Annotated in this window: 20 protein-coding genes and 1 pseudogene; 10 read left to right on the top strand and 11 right to left on the bottom strand. The window is 69.1% G+C overall.

What is annotated here, in order from left to right:
- Positions 1 to 61: 61 nt before the first annotated feature.
- Positions 62 to 616: a hypothetical protein gene (locus OIE47_RS29805; RefSeq protein WP_326557842.1), complete on the bottom strand. Its 555-nt coding sequence runs from the start codon at positions 614 to 616 to the stop codon at positions 62 to 64.
- Positions 617 to 660: 44 nt separating this feature from the next.
- Between OIE47_RS29805 and OIE47_RS29800 the strand changes: the two genes are divergently transcribed.
- Both OIE47_RS29800 and OIE47_RS29795 read left to right on the top strand, forming a co-directional pair.
- On the top strand, positions 661 to 1,257 hold the full coding sequence (locus OIE47_RS29800) for a YciI family protein (protein WP_326557841.1): 597 nt from the start codon (positions 661 to 663) through the stop codon (positions 1,255 to 1,257).
- Between the two features lie 53 nt (positions 1,258 to 1,310).
- On the top strand, positions 1,311 to 2,303 hold the full coding sequence (locus OIE47_RS29795; protein ID WP_442792195.1) for a hypothetical protein: 993 nt from the start codon (positions 1,311 to 1,313) through the stop codon (positions 2,301 to 2,303).
- 27 nt (positions 2,304 to 2,330) lie between these two features.
- Here OIE47_RS29795 and OIE47_RS29790 read toward each other — a convergent pair whose 3' ends face one another.
- From OIE47_RS29790 to OIE47_RS29780, 3 genes are read right to left on the bottom strand one after another with little or no spacing between them, the layout of a single operon-like run.
- Positions 2,331 to 3,206 carry an alpha/beta fold hydrolase gene (locus OIE47_RS29790; RefSeq protein WP_326557839.1) on the bottom strand — a complete coding sequence of 292 codons (876 nt, stop codon included), beginning with the start codon at positions 3,204 to 3,206 and terminating at the stop codon, positions 2,331 to 2,333.
- Positions 3,203 to 3,748 (bottom strand): VOC family protein, encoded by a 546-nt coding sequence (locus tag OIE47_RS29785; RefSeq protein ID WP_326557838.1) that lies wholly within the window; start codon positions 3,746 to 3,748, stop codon positions 3,203 to 3,205. Before OIE47_RS29785 ends, OIE47_RS29790 begins: the two co-directional genes overlap by 4 nt.
- On the bottom strand, positions 3,745 to 4,614 hold the full coding sequence (locus OIE47_RS29780) for a sigma-70 family RNA polymerase sigma factor (RefSeq protein ID WP_326557837.1): 870 nt from the start codon (positions 4,612 to 4,614) through the stop codon (positions 3,745 to 3,747). Before OIE47_RS29780 ends, OIE47_RS29785 begins: the two co-directional genes overlap by 4 nt.
- A gap of 132 nt (positions 4,615 to 4,746) precedes the next feature.
- On the opposite strand from OIE47_RS29780, the gene OIE47_RS29775 reads away from it, so the two are divergent.
- Both OIE47_RS29775 and OIE47_RS29770 read left to right on the top strand, forming a co-directional pair.
- Complete coding sequence (locus OIE47_RS29775; RefSeq protein WP_326557836.1) at positions 4,747 to 5,139, top strand: VOC family protein; 393 nt, start codon at positions 4,747 to 4,749, stop codon at positions 5,137 to 5,139.
- A gap of 28 nt (positions 5,140 to 5,167) precedes the next feature.
- Complete coding sequence (locus OIE47_RS29770) at positions 5,168 to 5,602, top strand: YdeI/OmpD-associated family protein (RefSeq protein ID WP_326557835.1); 435 nt, start codon at positions 5,168 to 5,170, stop codon at positions 5,600 to 5,602.
- A 79-nt stretch (positions 5,603 to 5,681) separates the two neighbouring features.
- Here OIE47_RS29770 and OIE47_RS29765 read toward each other — a convergent pair whose 3' ends face one another.
- Both OIE47_RS29765 and OIE47_RS29760 read right to left on the bottom strand, forming a co-directional pair.
- Positions 5,682 to 6,668 (bottom strand): hypothetical protein, encoded by a 987-nt coding sequence (locus OIE47_RS29765; protein ID WP_326557834.1) that lies wholly within the window; start codon positions 6,666 to 6,668, stop codon positions 5,682 to 5,684.
- A 220-nt stretch (positions 6,669 to 6,888) separates the two neighbouring features.
- A complete protein-coding gene (locus OIE47_RS29760; protein ID WP_326557833.1) occupies positions 6,889 to 7,410 on the bottom strand; it encodes a nucleoside deaminase in 522 nt (173 codons plus the stop codon).
- A gap of 165 nt (positions 7,411 to 7,575) precedes the next feature.
- Here OIE47_RS29760 and OIE47_RS29755 point away from each other — a divergent pair, with 165 nt between their 5' ends.
- Both OIE47_RS29755 and OIE47_RS29750 read left to right on the top strand, forming a co-directional pair.
- Positions 7,576 to 8,310 (top strand): VOC family protein, encoded by a 735-nt coding sequence (locus OIE47_RS29755; RefSeq protein ID WP_326557832.1) that lies wholly within the window; start codon positions 7,576 to 7,578, stop codon positions 8,308 to 8,310.
- Positions 8,303 to 8,878 (top strand): hypothetical protein, encoded by a 576-nt coding sequence (locus tag OIE47_RS29750; RefSeq protein WP_326557831.1) that lies wholly within the window; start codon positions 8,303 to 8,305, stop codon positions 8,876 to 8,878. Before OIE47_RS29755 ends, OIE47_RS29750 begins: the two co-directional genes overlap by 8 nt.
- Before the next feature lie 57 nt (positions 8,879 to 8,935).
- On the opposite strand, the gene OIE47_RS29745 is transcribed toward OIE47_RS29750, so the two are convergent.
- Positions 8,936 to 9,775, bottom strand: a complete 840-nt coding sequence (locus OIE47_RS29745; RefSeq protein WP_326557830.1) for an aldo/keto reductase — start codon at positions 9,773 to 9,775, stop codon at positions 8,936 to 8,938.
- A gap of 115 nt (positions 9,776 to 9,890) precedes the next feature.
- On the opposite strand from OIE47_RS29745, the pseudogene OIE47_RS29740 reads away from it, so the two are divergent.
- A pseudogene (locus tag OIE47_RS29740) lies at positions 9,891 to 10,312 on the top strand (hypothetical protein).
- 50 nt (positions 10,313 to 10,362) lie between these two features.
- On the opposite strand, the gene OIE47_RS29735 reads toward OIE47_RS29740, so the two are convergent.
- Positions 10,363 to 10,863: a hypothetical protein gene (locus OIE47_RS29735; protein WP_326557829.1), complete on the bottom strand. Its 501-nt coding sequence runs from the start codon at positions 10,861 to 10,863 to the stop codon at positions 10,363 to 10,365.
- A gap of 192 nt (positions 10,864 to 11,055) precedes the next feature.
- Between OIE47_RS29735 and OIE47_RS29730 the strand changes: the two genes are divergently transcribed.
- Together OIE47_RS29730 and OIE47_RS29725 are read left to right on the top strand one after the other, a co-directional pair.
- On the top strand, positions 11,056 to 11,799 hold the full coding sequence (locus OIE47_RS29730) for a VOC family protein (RefSeq protein ID WP_326557828.1): 744 nt from the start codon (positions 11,056 to 11,058) through the stop codon (positions 11,797 to 11,799).
- 190 nt (positions 11,800 to 11,989) lie between these two features.
- Positions 11,990 to 12,646, top strand: a complete 657-nt coding sequence (locus OIE47_RS29725) for a hypothetical protein (protein WP_326557827.1) — start codon at positions 11,990 to 11,992, stop codon at positions 12,644 to 12,646.
- Here OIE47_RS29725 and OIE47_RS29720 read toward each other — a convergent pair.
- The gene (locus tag OIE47_RS29720; RefSeq protein WP_326557826.1) at positions 12,641 to 13,618 is read right to left on the bottom strand and encodes a DNA topoisomerase IB; all 978 of its coding nucleotides are present in this window, start codon (positions 13,616 to 13,618) and stop codon (positions 12,641 to 12,643) included. The two genes, OIE47_RS29725 and OIE47_RS29720, sit on opposite strands and share 6 nt — an antisense overlap.
- Before the next feature lie 103 nt (positions 13,619 to 13,721).
- Positions 13,722 to 14,600: a maleylpyruvate isomerase family mycothiol-dependent enzyme gene (locus OIE47_RS29715; protein WP_326557825.1), complete on the bottom strand. Its 879-nt coding sequence runs from the start codon at positions 14,598 to 14,600 to the stop codon at positions 13,722 to 13,724.
- Positions 14,601 to 14,720: 120 nt separating this feature from the next.
- Between OIE47_RS29715 and OIE47_RS29710 the strand changes: the two genes are divergently transcribed.
- Entirely contained in the window at positions 14,721 to 16,310 is a 1,590-nt protein-coding gene (locus tag OIE47_RS29710) for a glycosyltransferase 87 family protein (protein WP_326557824.1), read from the top strand.
- Here OIE47_RS29710 and OIE47_RS29705 read toward each other — a convergent pair.
- Positions 16,300 to 17,631, bottom strand: a complete 1,332-nt coding sequence (locus OIE47_RS29705; protein WP_326557823.1) for a hypothetical protein — start codon at positions 17,629 to 17,631, stop codon at positions 16,300 to 16,302. The genes OIE47_RS29710 and OIE47_RS29705 overlap by 11 nt on opposite strands.
- Between the last annotated feature and the right edge of the window lie 16 nt (positions 17,632 to 17,647).

The raw sequence follows: 17,647 nt of genomic DNA, 5'->3' as shown, positions 1-17,647 counted from the left end.
GGGGGGTGGATCAACGTTCAAAGACGGGGCACTAGTCACAATCCGCCCGTCGGAACGGTCGTCACCGTTGGTCGGCGAGCGGGCTCCCGTCGTCGAACTTCCAGGTCGGGTACCTGTCGGCCAGGTAGGGACGATGGCCGTCCCAGTCCGCCGGTCCGAGCAGGCGCACCGGGGACAGGTGCGGTTGGTCCTCCGGATCCTGGTCATAGCCGTAGCCCCAGGCGAACCCGACCAGGGGAACCACGAGCGTCGGGTCGACGTCCCAGGGACCGATGGTCAGGAAGCTGTGCGCTTCCCACCGCACCGCACCGGGGCGCCAGTGGGAAGGAGCGTCGAACAGCGCCGGTTGGAACCCGTACCAGGCAAAAGGTGCGCTGGAGTCCTCGAACAGGTCGAACGGATCGATCCCGAACGGGTCCGACGGGCCGGGCTCACGTACCAGTTGCACCCAGCCCAGCAGCGACCGGTAACCGCGCGCACTGAACTCCACGGACGCCGTACACACCGGCATCCCGAACTCCCGCTCGGTCTTGCCGACGGCCACCGGGTCGGTGTTCGGCACGACGTCCACCAACACCCGACCATGCTCGTCACCGAAGTCGAAGCGAATCTCCACGCACTGATCCTCGCACCGGCGCTGTGCGCTCGTCTGTCCCAAGCGTGGGCTGGTTCGGGCCGCTGTCGGCGATCTCTAGGCTGGGCGGCGTGCAGTATTTCGTCTACGGCCGCGACCGCCCCGGTTCCTTCGGGCTCAAGAGAAGCCTGAACGCCGAACACTGGTCCTTCATGGATTCGTACGCCGACAGACTGATCGCCCGTGGGCCGACCCTGACCGGTGATGGTGAGGAGGCGGAGACAACGGGCAGCCTGCACATCGTCGACCAGCCCGATGCGCTGGCTGCCCACAAGTTCGCGTACGAGGAGCCGTACCACCGGGCCGGGGTGTTCGGCTCGATCCTGCTGTACGGGTTCGTCAACGTCCTCGGCCGTACGATGTGGGACTTCACCGAAGCGGTCGACGGCTACGGCCGGTTCCTCGTTATTGCCCGGGGTGAACCAGGCCCCCAACCGGTCCCCCCGAAACACACGATCGTGTACGGCGATCTACTCGCCCTGGACGGCGAAACACACCTCGGCCGGGCGGCTCTGCTGGAGGCACCGGACCGCGAAGCTGCGGCGGCCTCGTTGCCGACAGGTGGCGAAGGCCGTACGGAAGTTCATTACTGGCGCTTCGGCGGCAGACCGGGGACGCGCTGAACCGCCCCTCCCCGACACTAATGCCGATGCGGTCCCCGGAACGGTCGTGGACGATGGTGACCGTGACCGAAACGGGTGGCGAAATCGCCGAGAAGCGCCTGTACGACGCTGTGGAGCGGTGGAACGCGGACACCGGATACGGCCTCGAAGACATGATCCATGCCGCCTGCCAGGCGCTCATCGACGGGCTGGACTCCCCGGCACTGTGTGAACTCGCGGGTGTCTCCGTACGGGACTCGTCCTGGGATGTCCGCGAACTCGTCGTCAAGGCGCTCGAGGAACTCGGGATCCCCTACCCGGGCACCGTTCCGATCGGCTTCACCGTGGCGGCAGGTGGAGGCATCGCCCGCCGACCGGGGGTGGACTCCCTACGTCTGGAGGTGTCGTCGGCGACCGCCGCCACCGGCGGTGGATTCCAGGTGCGGGTGTACGTCAACGACGTGGAGATGACCTCCGCCGGAGCCGGGCTCGGGATGGACCCGTACGAAATCCTTGTCCCCACCAATCGTCTCGTGGCCACGTCACAACCGCGCACCGTACCGATCGCCCGCTGCACCTGCGGGGTGTACGGCTGTGGGTCCACGGACGTGACCATCGTCCGGGACGGCGACCTGGTCCACTGGGACTGGTCGATCGAGGTCCCCATGCTCCGAGGCGTCTCCTTCACCGCCACCCGGTACGACGCCGAGGTCGCACGGGTGGCAGCAGATCATTCATGGGAGACGCCGGAACGGACGGCCGGACGGCTTGTCCTGACGAACATCGACCGCGATCGGCTGCGCACCCACGGCCTCCGACCGAGCTGGGTCGCGAACGACTACCGCAACCCCGAGCTGTTCCGGGTCGCGCTTCAGATCGACGACGACTACCAGGTCTTCGTCGACTGCCCGTGGCACGGCCGGACCCCCGAGGGCCTGGCCCGCGAGGTGTGCGCCACCCTGGCACTCCCGCCCGAGCAGTGGCCCGCCACCTGGCAAGCCATCAAGCCGACGTGGCGCACACCACCCGGGATCGCGGGACCGTCCTGGCGACCCGCGAGGTTCTGACGCGTTGATCCGGTCCTGACCTGAGCCTCAGCCCGCGTCCAGCACCTCGCGCAGCCTCGCCGCGAACTCCTCGGGCTTGCCCGCGTAACCGAACTGACCACCGAGGAAGCCGCCGTGGTGGCTCGGGAACACCGTCGCCTCCTGGCCGAGCAACGCCGCAGTGCCCCCGGCCGTACGCGCGGTGTAGGTCCCCGCCGACTCCTCGCCGACCGCGATCACGATCCGGGTCGGAGCGGCGGTGAGCACGCTCGCGTCCGGGCGGTAGTCGGTGATCGCCCACGAGTTCTTCGACAGCAGCGGATCGTCGCGGTTGCCGTCGTCCTCGGTCGACATGCCGAACATCGCCGGGTCGGGCGTGGGCTGGGCGAAATAGGCGTCGGTGAACTCGCCCTGCCACGAGGTCATCAGGATGAACGCGGCCATTCCCGCGCCGTTGCCCTTCGCCTGGTACGCCTCGTGGAAGCCCGCGCGGGCGCGCTCGGCGGCCGTGGCGTCGGGGAGCACCGCGTTGATCGGCGGCTCGTGCGCCACCAGCGTCACAACGTCGCCGGGGTACGCCGCGACCAGTTCCAGTGCGGTCACCGCACCGCCGCTGCTGGCGAACACCTCGACCGGCCCGGCACCGAGCGCCTCGATCAGCAGGTGCAGGTCGGCGGCCTGCTGCTGCGGTGTGTGGTCGGACCGCCCGTCCTTGCGGATGCTCCGCCCCAGCCCACGCGGGTCATAGGTGACCACCGTACGGTCAGTGAAGTGGGCGGCGAGCGCCTCGAAACCGCTCGCCGTCATCGGCTGTCCGATCATGAGCAGGGCGGGGCGCCCGCCGGACGGGGGCAGCGGACCGCGCACGTCGTAGACCAGGTCGACGCCTGCAATGGCGAGGGTATGTGTCTGCGGAGTTGTCATGCCGGTGAGACTACGGCCGGCGGGAGACAATTCTGGGTGCTATGCCCGGTCGAAACGCCTGCGCTCGGCGTGACGCGATTGCCGGGACTATCGGCCGCGGGTTGGGTGAAGCGCAGCAGGTTTCCGGAGGGATCACAGAAGGCACAGTCGCGGACGCCGGAGGGCTGGTCGATCGGTTCCTGCATCACTTCGGCGCCCGCGGCCTCGACGCGCTCGAAGGTGGCGTCGCAGTCGTCGGTCACGAACACGAGACGGCCCAGCAGTCCGTTGGCCATGAGGTCCCTGATCGCCTGCTGGTCGGCCGGCGTGGCGCCCCGGTGGACGCCGGGTGGTTCGAGGACGATCTGCACGTCCGGCTGCGACGGCGCGCTGACACTCACCCACCGCATCCCCTCGAATTCGACGTCATCGCGTACCTGGAAGCCGAGTACGTCGCGGTAGAAGCGGAGCGACTGGTCAAGATCGTGGACGGCGAGCGTGCAATACGAGAGCTTGACCTCCGTCCGGAACAGGTCCGGTCTCTCGTCCGGCCCGAGAATCATCCCCGCTCCCTGTCGCCGGTGCTGAGAAAGACGATGTCGAGGTCGCGGAGCCGATCCGGGTCGGCGTCGATGGCGATGCTGGTGATCTTGTCGTTGCTGATGGTGAACGTGAAGACGGCCTTCGGCAGGCCGCGGTACGCATAGACGGCCGCCGGAACGCCGTTGACCAGGGCGGGCCGGGCGGCCTGGGCTCGTCCGGCGAAGGTTGCCGCCACCGCGTGGGCGCCCTGGGCCCCACCGGTCACGGCGTCCGGGTCGAGCAGCGTGAGCAGGGCGTCGAAATCTCCGTTGCGGGAGGCGGCCAGGAAGGCGGCGATGACGTCCCGCTTGCGGGAGCGTGCGGCGTCGGACGCGGCAGCCGCTCCCTGCACCCGGCGGCGGGCCCGGCTGGCCAGTTGCCGGGCCGCGGCCGGGGAGCGGTCGACGATGGCACCGATTTCCGCGAACGACACGTCGAAGACATCGTGCAGGACGAACGCGAGCCGTTCGGCGGGAGTCAGCGTGTCCAGGACCACCATCAGTGCGACACCGACCGAGTCGGCCAGCAGCGCCTCGTCCTCGGGGTCGACCGGGCCGGTTGGGGTGGTGGCGTGCGGTGTGGCTGGCTCGGGTGGCAGCGCCCCGACCGGCTCCTCACGGCGGGCCCGGCGTGCTTCGAGCATGTTCAGGCAGACCCGGGCGACGATCGTGGTCAACCACCCGGCCGGATTCTCCACCTTGTCGGTGTCGGCGCGGCTGACCCGCAGCCACGCCTCCTGCACCGCGTCCTCGGCGTCGCCGGACGAGCGGAGCATCCGGTACGCCACCGCGTGCAGGCGGTCCCGGTGCTCGGCGAACCGTTCGCTCAGCCAGTCGTTCTCGATCATCTGTCACGTTCCTCCGTCGCGGCCTGTCATACCAATTGACCGGCGGAACCGAGCCGGTGTGACATCCCGGGCCCCGGACCGATGTCCGGCCCACCGGTACGGCCAGCAGATCGAAATTACAAGGAGAAAACCGTGTCACTGTCGGTGAGCGCCATCATGCTCGGTGTTAAGGACCTGGACCGCGCCAAGAAGTTCTACGCCGAAGGTCTGGGCTTCAAGATCGACAAGGATACCCGCAACTTCGTCTCGTTCAGCCTGGGCGAGGGAGCCCTACAACTGGCTCTCTACGAATGGGACGCGGCGGCACAGGACGCAGGCGTCTCCGCGGAGGGGTCCGGCTTCCGGGGCGCCTCGTTCCACCTCAACCCCGACTCCAGGGAGGTGGTGGACGAGACCATCCGCAATGCGGTGACCGCCGGCGGTAGCGTGGTCAGAGAGGCAGCGGCCGCCCAATGGGGCGGGTACTTCGGCTACTTCAGCGACCCTGACGGCTACCTGTGGAAGATCACCACCTACGCCTCCTGACCCCGTACCGATCGGCAAGGAGCACGTCGTGAAGTTTCGTACCCTCGTCGAGCCGCCCGAGCCCATGCGGGGGCTGGAAGTGCCGCCCGATGTGGTGGAGGCGCTCGGCGGGGGCGCCCGGCCGCCGGTGACGATCACGGTCAACGGGCATTCCTGGAGGAGCCGAGTCGCCATCATGCGCGGTCGCCACCTGCTCGGCCTCAGCAACGCCAACCGGCAGGCCGCGGGCGTCGCGATCGGCGACGAGGTCGAGGTCGAGCTGAAACTCGACACCGAGCCACGCGTCGTCGTCGAGCCGACGGACTTCGCCCGAGCCCTGGACGACGACCCGATCGCCCGCGCCGCGTACGACAATCTGGCGTACAGCCACAAGCGTGAGCACGTACGCGCGATCGAGAGCGCGAAGAAGCCCGAGACACGCCAGCGGCGTATCGAGAAGGCCATCGCCACCCTGCGGGGCTGAAACCCGAACCGGTCGGGGGCTGACGTGGCCGGTGGCGCGGGAGCCGGCGTTGCTTAGGAACGTCGAGCCCCCGGCGTGCTCATTTGTCGGCCCACTTCCAGACGGCGTGGAAGCCCTCGGTCTGCCGCATCCAGAAGTAGCCGTACGTCGCGGTGTTTCCGAGGTAGGGACCGATTTGCGCGAGCAGAGCCTTGGTCCCCTTCCGGTCATGGTCGGCCAGGTAGTTCGCCAGCGCCAGCCAGTGACGAAGCGTGATGCCCCGACCGATCAGGCGAGGCTCGCCGGCCCCGCGCCACTTCGCCGCGCACGCGTCGATCTCCCCGATCACCTCCGGCCGGCGGAAGTAACTCGCTTTTGTGCTCAGCGACTCCGCCCGCGTGTCAAAGCCGAATTCGCGCAGCGCGTACTCGAAGTGGGCGAGCAGCGGCAGCATCGCGACCGATGACCCGGCGGGTGCGGCGGCGGCGGGCTCGCGGGCGGCGTCGAACATCTGCTCGTGCGAGCCGTACCACTTCGCACAGCGGAAAGTCACCGCCATGAGGTGAGCGTCGAAATTGTACGGATCACGCTTGACCGACTCGTCCATCGCCACGAGGAACTCGTCGCGCTGCTGGCGGCCGTTGGCGAGCATCGAGGTCATGCTGGTCGCCCATGGATAGGGGTCGTCCGGGTTGAGCTCCGCCGCGCGGTGGCCGGCCTCGGTCGCGAGGGCGGAAAGCTGTTGGAACCTCTCGAACTGCTCCCGGCTGGTGTTGCGCGCAGACGCTTGGCCCCGGGCCTTGCCAGCCTGGTCCATCAGGGCACCAGCTCGCAGGATGGCAACCGTCGGGTCGTCTGGCGCAGTGGCTTCCCACGCGTCCAGCCACTGCGAGGACTCCGCGACGGCGCTGCTCAGCACCGCGAGCCTACGGCCGCGCAGCTCCCAGTCCTTGCCGGTCGACCTGATCAGGTCGCGGCCTGCTGCCCAGTCACCCGCGAGCGCCCGGTCACGCGCACTGCGCAACTCCAGGTCGGCCTGGCCATAGTCGGTATCCGGTGTGGGCGGCTTCCTGAAGAGTCCGAACATCGGGTGATCATAAAGATCGACACAACCACACTCTCCACCCGCCCTGGCAAACCCGGCGTTCGTTACCGCGGCCCCTGTCGAGCGGATGTCTCCGTCCCCGGCGGGTGAAGGCCCATCCTCAGGAGAGCGAAGGGGACCTTGCGACGTGGCGCAGGGCCGGCGGGTACGCCTCGGGGCGCCATCGCCGCGAGTCGTACCCGCCATCAGACTCCCGCCGTGGTCACACGCCGACCGATTCGTCCGGCTCGATACTCATGCTTTCGGCGTACCGGCGCAGATTGGTGTTCGACGCGGTCAGAGCGTAGCGGCGGAACTGGTCCCGGCACTCGAATCGACGGTATCCGCCCGCCACGGCAGGTACCTGCGAAAACCACATGGTTTGCCGAGACGGCTGCCATACGGCGGGTACGCCGGCAGCGCCGTCGTCAGGTGCCTCCAGACCGTAGTAGACCTGGGACACTCCGAGCGCCATCGCGGCTCCGAGGCACATGAGACACGGCTCCAACGTGATCGCCAACGTCAGGGGATCCCTTCGCTGCTTCCAGCCGAGGCTCCGGTCGGCCTGTTCCAGGGCCAGCAGATCGGCGTGGACCAGTCGGCGGCCCTGCGTCCGCTCCTGGGTGTACGCACGCCCGATGATCTCGTCACCCATCGCCACGACCGCGCCGACAGGCAGCTCACCCGCCCGCATGCCCTCCTCGGAAACCTCAAGCGCCAGAGTGACAAGTTCGTCCGGTGTCATACCCACTCCCTTCGCGCGGCGATGACCGGCTACCGCCGGGCCACCCCCGCTGGTATTCGCGTTGCATGACGGGCGCCGACCGTCCTAGCGTTGATTTCCTCGCGGGACAGGGCGGAGGTGCCGTGTCTCCGACCATGAGTCACCAGATCGGAGATGCGAAGCCGGATGACCACCCAACTTTTTGCGCTCTGTTTTGACGCCAACGACCCACTCCGTGTCGGGCAATTCTGGGCCGGTGTCCTGGGCTGGGAGTTGGCCGACGATCCCCACGACGGCATCGCCCTCCTGCCGAGCGACGACACCGGGTTCCGGCTCCGATTTCTCCCGAGCCGGGAGCAGAAGACCGGCCCGAACAGGATCCACTTCGATCTGACGAGCGCGTCCCTCGATCAGCAGCAGCAGACGGTGGCGACGGCACTCAAGCTCGGCGCGCGGCACATCGACGTCGGCCAACTCCCCGACGAGGATCACGTGGTGCTCGCCGACCCCGAGGGCAATGAGTTCTGCGTCATCGAGCCGGGCAACAACTTCCTAGCCGAGTGCGGATTCATCGGCGCGCTCTCGTCCGACGGTTCGCAGCGGGTCGGCTACTTCTGGAGCGAGGCGCTGGGCTGGCCATTGGTCTGGGACCAGGACCAGGAGACCGCGATCCGCTCCCCGTACGGCGGTCCGAAGATCACCTGGGGCGGCCCGCCCCTGATGCCGAAAACCGGGAAGAACCGGCTGCATTTCGACCTCGCTCCACCGGCCGACGGTGACCAGCAAGTGGAGGTCGACCGTCTCCTCTCCCTCGGGGCCACCCGAATCGACACCGGCCAGGACGACGTCGGCCGGGTGCTGTTGGCCGACCCCGACGGCAACGAGTTCTGCGTCCTGACCCCTCGGAAGGGCCATGCCTGATCCAGCCTCGTTCACCGACGAAGAAAACTGGTCGGGAGGGTTCTACGAGCTGTCCATCGAGTTGGGCGACCTGGATCATCAAGGCTTACAAAGGGCGCTGACGGCCCTGTGGCGAGCGGCTTCCATCGACGGCTGCTACGGATCCCGAGACCACGAACCTGGTGAGCAGGCGGAAGTTCCCTGCACCGTCTCATCCCTGGCGACCTTCGGCCACCTGCGGGGGACGGTGCACCTTCCGAATGGTCACCGAGTGGTGTGCGGTTGCGTGATCCTGGGTGGCGACGAGGATCCTGAATGGCTCGACTTCTATCTGCCCCTGGGAGCTCTGGCGCGCGTCGACCCGCGCATCGGCGGCTTCCCCTTCGACTCCCGGAGCGGGGAGGATTCCCTGGTCTGGCGGCGTCCCCTGGACGACTGGCTGGCCGCCGTCGGCACGACAATCTTCCGCGAGGTCCCGTTCCGGCTCGGCCTCATCGGCTTCGAAACTGAACGCCGACATCTCCTCCGAACAGCTCGACGGCATCGCACCGGAACCGCGCTGGGAGGGATATCTGCTGCCGGCTGGTGAGAATCTCCGGTACGAGCCGGCCACCCGATGACGCGGATGACGGACTGCCTCGAAGTCCTACGCCGGCTCGTGCAGCCGGTCCAGGCGGGCGCGATGGGTCTGGCCCAGGTGGAGCCCTTCCGCGGCGAGATTTTCCTCCAGGTGGTCCAGCCGAGCGGTACCCGGAATCGGGAGCATCACCGGCGACCGGCCCAGCAGCCACGCGAGCAAAACCTGGGTGGGTGTGGCACCGACCTCGGCCGCCACCGCCGCGATCTCCGCCTTCGCTCCCGACGAACCTGCCGCGACCGGCCGCCACGGCAGGAACGCGATCCCCGCCCGCTCACAGGCTTCGAGTACGGGCTCATGCTCGCGATCGAGCACGTTGTACCTGTTCTGCACACTCGCCACGTCGACGATCCGCCGTGCCTGGTCGAGTTCGGCGACGGTGACCTCGGAAAGTCCGATCCGGCCGATCTTTCCCTCGGCCCTCAGATCGCGCAGTGTGCCGAGCTGGTCGGCGAGCGGTGTCTCCGGATCGATCCGATGTAGCTGGAGCAGCTCGATCCGCTCCAACCGCAGCCGGCGCAATCCCTGCTCGACCTGCGTACGCAGGACCGCCGGGCGCCCGTCCAGCTTCCATTCGCCCCCAGCGCCGGAGCGTGCGACACCGACCTTCGTGGTGATGAGCAGCCCGTCCGGATAGGGATGCAGGGCCTCGGCAAGAAGTTCCTCGTTGGCTCCCCCGCCGTACAGGTAGGCGGTGTCGATCAGCGTGACGCCGAGTTCGACAGCCCGCCGGACCACCGTCAGAGCGGCTTCGTGGGCAGGACCCGGCTCGGTGGGCAGGTGCATGGCACCGAACCCCAGCCGCCGTACCGCCAGGCCCTGGTCGAAACGAAACACGGTCGATGTCATGCGCTCTCCCCGCTGTCTGGTCGGGGCCGCCCGGCGTCCGGCCGCGTACCCGGTGCAGCCCGGACCGTCCTCACGTTACGGTTCGGGCGTGACGCCCGGCCTCGCCACCCGCCCCCTGCTCTTCCTCGACGTGGACGGACCGCTGATCCCGTTCAAGGCCCGGCCGGGTGATCGAAGACCTTCCCCGGCTCGACCATCGGACGATACGGGCAATCCCCTGCTCGATCGGCTCGACCCGGATGACGGGCGCGGACTGATGTCCCTGGGATGCCAGTTGGTCTGGGCAACGACGTGGATGGCGGAGGCGAACGAGGTCATCTCGCCACGGCTCGGGCTTCCGGACCTCCCGGTCGGTGGGCAGCCGGACGTCCGTTCGTCTGGCTCGACGACGAGACAACCGACGCCGACCGGCGATGGGTCAAGGCGCATCACCCGGCAAGGGCGCTGCTGCACCGCGTCGACCCGTACACCGGCCTGACCGAGGCGGACCTGTCGACGATCCGTCGATGGCTCGTCCGGGGTGACGACACGACTTGATCACCTGCATGGCGTGAAAGATCAAACCGACCGTAGGGCGTACGGCGTCTTCAATGGGTGCCGGTGACCTCGTCGTGCATTGCCTGGACCAGGCGGTGGTACCTCCGGGTGCTGTCCGATTGGAAGCTCCGGTCGTTGCCGGACCCCAGCACCGGCCACAGTCTCCACAAACCCCTGTCGTACGCCTCCAACGCGGCCCGCAGCGGCTCGCCGGCCAGCAGCATCACCTCGACCCGTAGCGCCTCGTTGGCGGCGATCGCGACGCGCATCTCCTCGGGCGGGTCCGTGGTGAACTCGGCCGGATCCCGTGGTTGGTCGCGGTTGGCCAGGTACTGGGCTTTCGCGGCATCGAACGCATGCTGGGCCGACACCAGATACCGCGCATAAACGTCGCGGCGTGCCGCGCGAAGCTCCCGGTGGGACACGATCTGCTGCTCCTGGCGAACCCGCTCCTGCTGCCAGCGATGTGTGAGGTATGCGGTCACGAGCCCGAGGAGGGCCGTGACGGCGACCCCGCCGAGCGTCCCGATCACAGTCGGCCAGCCAGTCATTCCGACGATTCAACCAGCCGTGCCGCCCACCCGACAGGCTCTGCCACCACACCCCCAGCCGTCCGACGGACGTCTCCGCACATCCAAGCGGCTGCACGCCGACTGCGGTCGCATCGCCCGATCGGATGGGCTCGGGCGATGATCGGCTATTTCCATGTGCGACAGACCCTCCGCGACGCCTAGGAAAGAGCCATGACCAACGAGGTGACCGTTCCCCTGCTGCCCTGCGCGTCGATTGACGACATCGAGACCTTCTACCGGGTTCTCGGCTTCAGCACCACGTATAAGCAGCGCAAACCCAACCCCTGCGTGGCACTGCAACGTGAAGACCTGCACCTGCAATTCTTCGAGATCGCCGGGTTCGACCCAGAGCATTCCTACGGCTCCTGTCTCGTGATCACCCCGGACATCGCGGAACTGCACCGGGCTTTCGCTACCGGCATGCGGGACGCGTACGGCAAAGTCCTGGTGTCCGGAATGCCGCGGATGACCCGGCCCAGGGCTCGAAAGAACGCCGACGGGCTGGGCGGATTCAGCGTCGTCGACCCGGGCGGCAACTGGATCCGCGTCTTCCAGAACCCCGCCACGATGCCCACGTCAGCCCCCGCATCCGCCGGACGACTCGCCAAAGCGCTGGCGAACGCCGTCGTGCTGGCCGACTCCAAGGGTGACGCCGGCCAGGCAGTCCGCATCCTCGACAGCGCGTTGGCTCGCCCGCAGGCCGACGACGACCCCGTCACACACGTAGAGGTTCTGGTGTACCGCGCAGAACTGGCTCTGGCGCTCCATGACCGGGAGACCGCAACGGAGATGCTGGCCCGCGTCGAGCACGTCGCGCTGGACGCAGACGAGACCGGGAGGGCGGCACCGACCTTCGAGATCGCTGCCGACCTCGCAGCGGCGCTGCGAGGAGTTCGGGGTGCAGTGGAGGTGTAGGTACGCAGGGTGACGTAGCGGCCCTCTGGGTCAATCTGGCCGCTGACCCCCGATGGTCGACGAGTGGCGCTCGTTCTGACGAACATCCGCGGGGACCGGAAGCCGAGGTGGCGCCGAAGTGGCGAACCTCTGGCTCCGGTTCTCGCGGACCAGAACAGGTTGCCCTCTTCCCTCGCGATACGGTGCTGCCATGTCTCGATCAGCCGAAACCGGATCAGTCCTGTCTCCCGTCACCGCGGACGACGTCGACCTTGCCGTGCGGCTCGCCGTGGGCGTCCTTCGGGACGCGCCCCCGCAGGGGTGGGCCGGTAAGGCCGGTTCGCTGGAGTGGGACTGCTGGGAGACCGCCGAGCACCTCGCCGATGACCTGTTCTACTACGCCGTGCAGTTGGGGCCGCAGAGCCCGCCGCTGGACACCCATGTCCCTTTCGTGTTGAGCCGGAAGAGGCCGGACGGACCCGCGAACTTCCTCTTCGCGGACCGTGACGCGGGTCCGGCCGGCCTGGTGCAGGTGCTGGAGGCGTGCGGTGCGCTGCTGGTCGCCATGGTGCGCACGACGCCGCCCCGGGTCCGCGCCCACCACGGCGCCGGGGTGTCGGACCCCGAAGGCTTCGCGGCGATGGGGGTGGTGGAGACGCTGGTACACATGCACGATCTGGCGGAAGGCTTCGGGCTTGCCTGGACCCCGCCCTCCGCTCTCTGCTCGCGGGTGCTCGCCCGTCTGTTTCCGGAGGCTCCGGGCGGTGCGGATCCCTGGCTCACCCTGCTGTGGGCCACCGGCCGCACCGAACTGCCGGGGCACCCTCGTCTCACCACGTGGCGCTGGGACAGCACACCGCGGTCATAGGAGGAATCTGAGCACGGCGCGTTCGGCCGCTGCGTCGGACGTACCGGGTCGGATGTCGGGTGTTTGGCCGTTGTCGTACCGGTCGAGCAGGGTCGGGTCCACGTACGACGTCCGCGCGACGGCGGGGGTGTTGCCGAGCAGGTCGGACACATCCCGCATCGCCTCGGCGACGACCCTGCGACGGCCGGTTTTCGACCGCTGCGGCGCCGCCTCGGCCAGCACCCGGGACGTACGCACCGTCGCCTTCCAGGTACGGAAGTCCTTCGCCGACATCGGCATTCCGCTCAACTCGCGCAGGTAGTTGTTGACGTCGTCGGCGTGCACGTCGTGCCAGCGTCGCCCCGCCCAGTATCCGAACAACCGGTCGGAGTCGCGGCGCCTGCGGCGCAGGTCCCGCAGAACCCGGCAGACCTCCGGGTCGGTGACCTGCCGTGCCTGTTCGATCCCACCCTTCGCGGCGAACTCCAGGACCACGCAGCCGCGCCCGGGGCGTACGTGTTCCGGACGCAGGGTCGACACGCCGTACGTCGGGTCGTCGCCGGTGGCGTACTGGTCGCCACCGATGCGGAACATGCCCAGGTCGAGCAGTTTGACGACGGCGGCGAGCACCCGGGCACGGTTCAGCCCCCGACCGGCGAGATCACGGTCGATTCTCCGGCGCAACGCCGGTAGCCGCCGGGCGACCGTCAGGACGTGCGCGAACTTGTCCCGGTCCCGGTTCGCCCGCCAGCGCGGGTGGTAGAGGTACTGCTTTCGTCCGGCCGCGTCGGTTCCGGTGGCCTGAATGTGGCCGTGGGGATCGGGGCAGATCCAGACGTCCCGCCAGGCCGGTGGGATCACCAGCTCACGGAGGCGTTGCACCTCGTCCGGGTCGCGCAGCGGGCGTCCGTCGCGGTCGAGGAAGCTGACCCCACGGCCCCGTACGCGCCGGCCGTAGCCGGGCTTCGTCAGATCCGTACGCCGCAGCCGCACCGCTCCCCACTCCTCGCCGACGGTTCACCGGTCGATCTTCCGGCTGCGGTACCCGTACCGGAAATGCGGTAAACCGTGAGCGTGGTGACGTGGCCGGTGTGGTTCAGGCGGCGGGTGCGCGCAGGGGGCCGGGCGCGCGCAGCGTACGCAGGAAGGTCGGCAGCAGCCAGGGGCGGGGACCGGTGACGGCCACTCCCCTGCTGAGCAGCGCCCGCGCCGTTCCGACCCGGCCGAACATCAGCAGGTTGAGGGTGACCGGGTTGAACGACAGCCGGATGTCCGGAGCGGATCCGGGCGGTTCGGAGGTCACCAGACCCTTGTGCAGCACGACCGTGACCGGGGTGGTGTACCGGGAGCGGAACTCGACCGCGATCCGACGCTCCCGCGGCGGCTCGTCGTTGTCCAGCAGCCGTCCGTGGTCATAACCGTCGCCGAGCATGCCCATGACGAACAGGTCGAGGTACAGACCGGCGTACGCGGGCGGGATCTCCCACGGCACCCGCCGGACGCGGGCGATGTCCCAGCCGTGGATCATCAGCTCGTTGACCAGGTGGGCGAGGATCCCGGCCAGGGGTGGGTACGATCCGCCGAGCCAGTCGATCCCGGCCGTGTGATCCCGGTCGGCGGTCACCCGAAGGATGTGGTCGATGTCGGCCCGTAGCTGCTCGCCGAGCACGGCCAGGTCGCGCTCGGTGAAGTGCGCGAGGAACACCTCGTTGAGGTCTGCGACGGTGTCCACGGTGGTGCTCTGTAGCCGCTCGCCGAGTCCGGGGACCGGCAGCGGGACGGGATCGGGCTCGACCATCGAGGCGTAGAGCCGGGCGGTCGCCGCGACGTGGGCCGTCATCTGCGCGACCGTCCAGTGCGGGGTCACCGGTGTCTCGCCCCGCGCCCCGGAGATCAGGTCGACGAACCGGTCTCCGGCGTCACGCAATGCGCCCCGAGCGGCCTGCCACTGGTCCTGCGTCACCGCTCCGGACACGATCTCTCCAACGGTTGGTCATCGCCCCGCCACTCACCGCTGCCGGGACCGGGACGTCAACCTAGCATCGATCCCACACGCTGTGTGCCCTCCGACGCGCATGTTCGGTACGTTGGTCCGATGCCATGGCGTAGGGCTGCTTCGATGTGGTCGCTCTTCGGCGTGATCGCCGTCGTGTCGTCGGTGCTGGTGTTGCGCCGGCCGGACTGGGACCGACTGTCCGACCTGCACATCTACTACGGAGCGGCGCAGACCGTCGAAGCCGCCCGCCCGCTGTACGAGTACGCCGCGGCCAACGGTGGGCCGTTCACCTACCCGCCGTTCGCGATGCTGCTGCTGCGCCCGATGGTGGCGTTGCCGGAGTCCGCCGTACAGGTGATCTGGTTGGTCGGGACGATCGCGGCGGTGGCCGCCATCGCCGCGACGGTGCGTGGCGCGTTCCCCGTCGCGCCCCCGCACCGCCAGCTCGTCGTCGCCGCCATCGCCTGCGCGGTGCTGGTCTCCGCACCGGCGCAGAGCAACCTGCGGTTCGGCCAGGTCAGCATGTTCATCGTGCTGCTCGCCCTGGTCGACGCGGTGGGGCTCACCCCGTCGCGTTACCGGGGCGTGCTGGTCGGCGTCGCCGCCGCGATCAAACTGACCCCGCTGCTGTTCGTGGTCTTCTTCCTGGTCTCGCGCCGGTACCGGGACGCCGCCCGTGCGCTCGGTGCGTTCGTGGGCTGCGCCGTCCTCGCTGCGGTCGTGCTGCCCACCGACAGTTGGACGTACTGGACCGGGATGATGTTGGAGACGTCCCGGATCGGCAACCTCGCCTCACTGGGCAACCAGTCCGTGCACGGCATGCTGATGCGGGTCGGGGTGTCCCCGGAGACGCTGCCGCTGCTCTGGGCCGCGCTGGTTGCCCTGGTCTGCGGCACCGCCCTGCTGCGGGCCCGGAGCCTCCAGTTGGACAACCAACCGGTACGCGCCGCGGTCCTGGTCGGCTGCGCCACGGTGGTCGCCTCCCCGGTGTCGTGGACCCACCACCAGGTCTGGACGGTGCTCGCGGCGATGCTCCTGGTCGCCGCCCGGGGCGTGCTGCGCCGGGTCGCCGGGGCGGCCCTGCTGGTGGTGACGGTGTTCAGTCTCGGTGCGCTGCTGGACGACGTGTCGACCTTCCCCGGCCTCCAGTTTCTGCTGGAGAACGCCCGGGCCCTCGGTGCGGTCACCGTCTGCCTGGCCGGCTTCGGCGGGATCGCCGTGGTCGCGGTCGGCACCGCCCGTCGGCCTGCCGGTCAGCGTCGCGGCTGGCTGCGGGCGGTCACCGCGGTCACGGCCACGCTGGCGTGTTTCGCCGTACTGCCGCTGCCGGCGGGGGCCGACCCGACGTTCAAGGCGTACACCGTGACGGACGCGGACAACCCGCGCTACTTCTACTACTGCCGGGACGTCGCGGGATGCGCCGCCCCGTCGGCCGGCGCCGCGGTCCGCTTCGGCGTCGTCCGGGAGAAGACGAAGGTACGGGTGAACGGCGTCGTCGACGAATCCGTCACCCGGCTCGAATACCGGTCCGCGCCCGGCGGTGCGCCCCGGGTGATCCCGCTGCTCGACCTCCATCCGGGGCAACGGGAGTTCTCGTTCCGCAGCGCGAACATGGCCCACGGGCGGTTGGTCGCGTACGGGGCCGACGGGCGGGAGCTGGCGAGCTTCACCGACGAACTCAACCCGTAGCGGCGGTGTCGGGCCGTGTAGGGGCACGATCCGGTGGGTGTCGCGACGGCCGGGAACCCAGGTAGTAGAAGGTCACGACCAGCGGCATGAGCAGCAGACACACCTGAGCGAGCATCCGGACGCCCAGGCTGCTCGACATGTCGTTGTCGAAGCCGCCGCCCACGGTCGCGGCGTCCTGGACCGGCACCAGCACCCCGGCGCAGAACGCACCGAGTGCCAGGACGCCGGTGAGCAGGAGCAGACCTCGGTAGTTTCCGCCGGCATGAGGAAAGGGACCGACCAGACGATCGGGCACCGGGGCTCGCCGGGTGGCGTGGACGGGCGGGAGGCTGCGGATGCCGACCGGGGCGTAACGCCCGTGCTCGGTGACCAGGATCGCCGCGTGCAGCTTGCGCCATCGACCGGGTCTGGTGCCGGGCAGCCAGCACAGTCGCACCGTGCCGGAGAACTCGGGCTGCATCCGGCGCAGGTCGAACGCCGGGTTCAAGTGGATCGTGCCACTGGCCTCGGCGCCGTGGAACTCCGCCGGCAACGTCGAGTCGGAGGACATCGTCGATGGTCTGAGGTGCCCTTCGAGCACGATCGCGGGGACGCCGCGGCGCAGTTCCCGCCGTAGCCTGGCCTGCGACCGCCATCCGCCGGGTGGCCCGGCACCGACACCTCGTAGGACGATCACCGCGAGGCCGATCAGTAGCCAGCCCACGAATGCGTCCGGCCCGGCCGGCTGGAGAACTCCGGCCAACCCCTCCCTGCTCCGGCCCAGGACCAGTCCGGCCTCCGGCCGGTACGGCTGGTAGAGCGCGTAGACGGGTTCCCAGGACCGGGGTTTGTCATCGGCGTAGAACCGCTCCGTCACCCGCACCGGCGGCCCGCTCGGGTACGGCACCTCGACCGTCATGTCGACGTGGTAGGTCGTACCGGTCCTGCCTCGCGACGTGCCGGGGTTCTCCACCGAGATGACCTTTACCTGACGGATCACCGGATCGCTGGCGCGCAGCGCGAGCAGGTCCCGATCGGTGGACTCGACCGCCGACGGCACGGCGAGCAGGCAGATCCCCCCGATGATCAGCACCGTGTCGGCGACGAACTGCCGGTGCGCCGGCCACCAACCGAACCGCAACAGGGTCTCGTCGGCCGGGCCTGCCCGGCGCGCCGCCAGCCACCACGCCACGCTCGCCGCCAGCGTGAGGGCGAGAGCGCCGACTACCTCACCGCGCGGCCAGACAGCACCCGACGAGGTGACCAGGCCCACGATCGCGGCCAGCACCCCGGCCAGGGCCACCACGGCAAGACCGACGCGGACGAGCGGTGAGGGGCGCACGGGGACAGTGTGCCGC

It is taken from the genome of Micromonospora sp. NBC_01796 (assembly GCF_035917455.1).
In the GTDB taxonomy this organism is placed as follows: Bacteria; Actinomycetota; Actinomycetes; order Mycobacteriales; family Micromonosporaceae; genus Micromonospora_G.
This window is presented reverse-complemented; position numbering and strand designations above follow the sequence as displayed.

Excerpts from the sequence above, each read along its gene's own strand:
- OIE47_RS29780 (WP_326557837.1), bottom strand. The coding sequence starts at position 4,614 with ATGATCGAGAACGACTGGCTGAGCGAACGGTTCGCCGAGCACCGGGAC.
- OIE47_RS29785 (WP_326557838.1), bottom strand. The coding sequence starts at position 3,748 with ATGATTCTCGGGCCGGACGAGAGACCGGACCTGTTCCGGACGGAGGTC.
- OIE47_RS29745 (WP_326557830.1), bottom strand. The coding sequence starts at position 9,775 with ATGACATCGACCGTGTTTCGTTTCGACCAGGGCCTGGCGGTACGGCGG.
- OIE47_RS29735 (WP_326557829.1), bottom strand. The coding sequence starts at position 10,863 with ATGACTGGCTGGCCGACTGTGATCGGGACGCTCGGCGGGGTCGCCGTC.
- OIE47_RS29755 (WP_326557832.1), top strand. The coding sequence starts at position 7,576 with ATGACCACCCAACTTTTTGCGCTCTGTTTTGACGCCAACGACCCACTC.
- OIE47_RS29760 (WP_326557833.1), bottom strand. The coding sequence starts at position 7,410 with ATGACACCGGACGAACTTGTCACTCTGGCGCTTGAGGTTTCCGAGGAG.
- OIE47_RS29725 (WP_326557827.1), top strand. The coding sequence starts at position 11,990 with ATGTCTCGATCAGCCGAAACCGGATCAGTCCTGTCTCCCGTCACCGCG.
- OIE47_RS29795 (WP_442792195.1), top strand. The coding sequence starts at position 1,311 with ATGGTGACCGTGACCGAAACGGGTGGCGAAATCGCCGAGAAGCGCCTG.
- OIE47_RS29730 (WP_326557828.1), top strand. The coding sequence starts at position 11,056 with ATGACCAACGAGGTGACCGTTCCCCTGCTGCCCTGCGCGTCGATTGAC.
- OIE47_RS29710 (WP_326557824.1), top strand. The coding sequence starts at position 14,721 with ATGCCATGGCGTAGGGCTGCTTCGATGTGGTCGCTCTTCGGCGTGATC.
- OIE47_RS29765 (WP_326557834.1), bottom strand. The coding sequence starts at position 6,668 with ATGTTCGGACTCTTCAGGAAGCCGCCCACACCGGATACCGACTATGGC.
- OIE47_RS29790 (WP_326557839.1), bottom strand. The coding sequence starts at position 3,206 with ATGACAACTCCGCAGACACATACCCTCGCCATTGCAGGCGTCGACCTG.
- OIE47_RS29750 (WP_326557831.1), top strand. The coding sequence starts at position 8,303 with ATGCCTGATCCAGCCTCGTTCACCGACGAAGAAAACTGGTCGGGAGGG.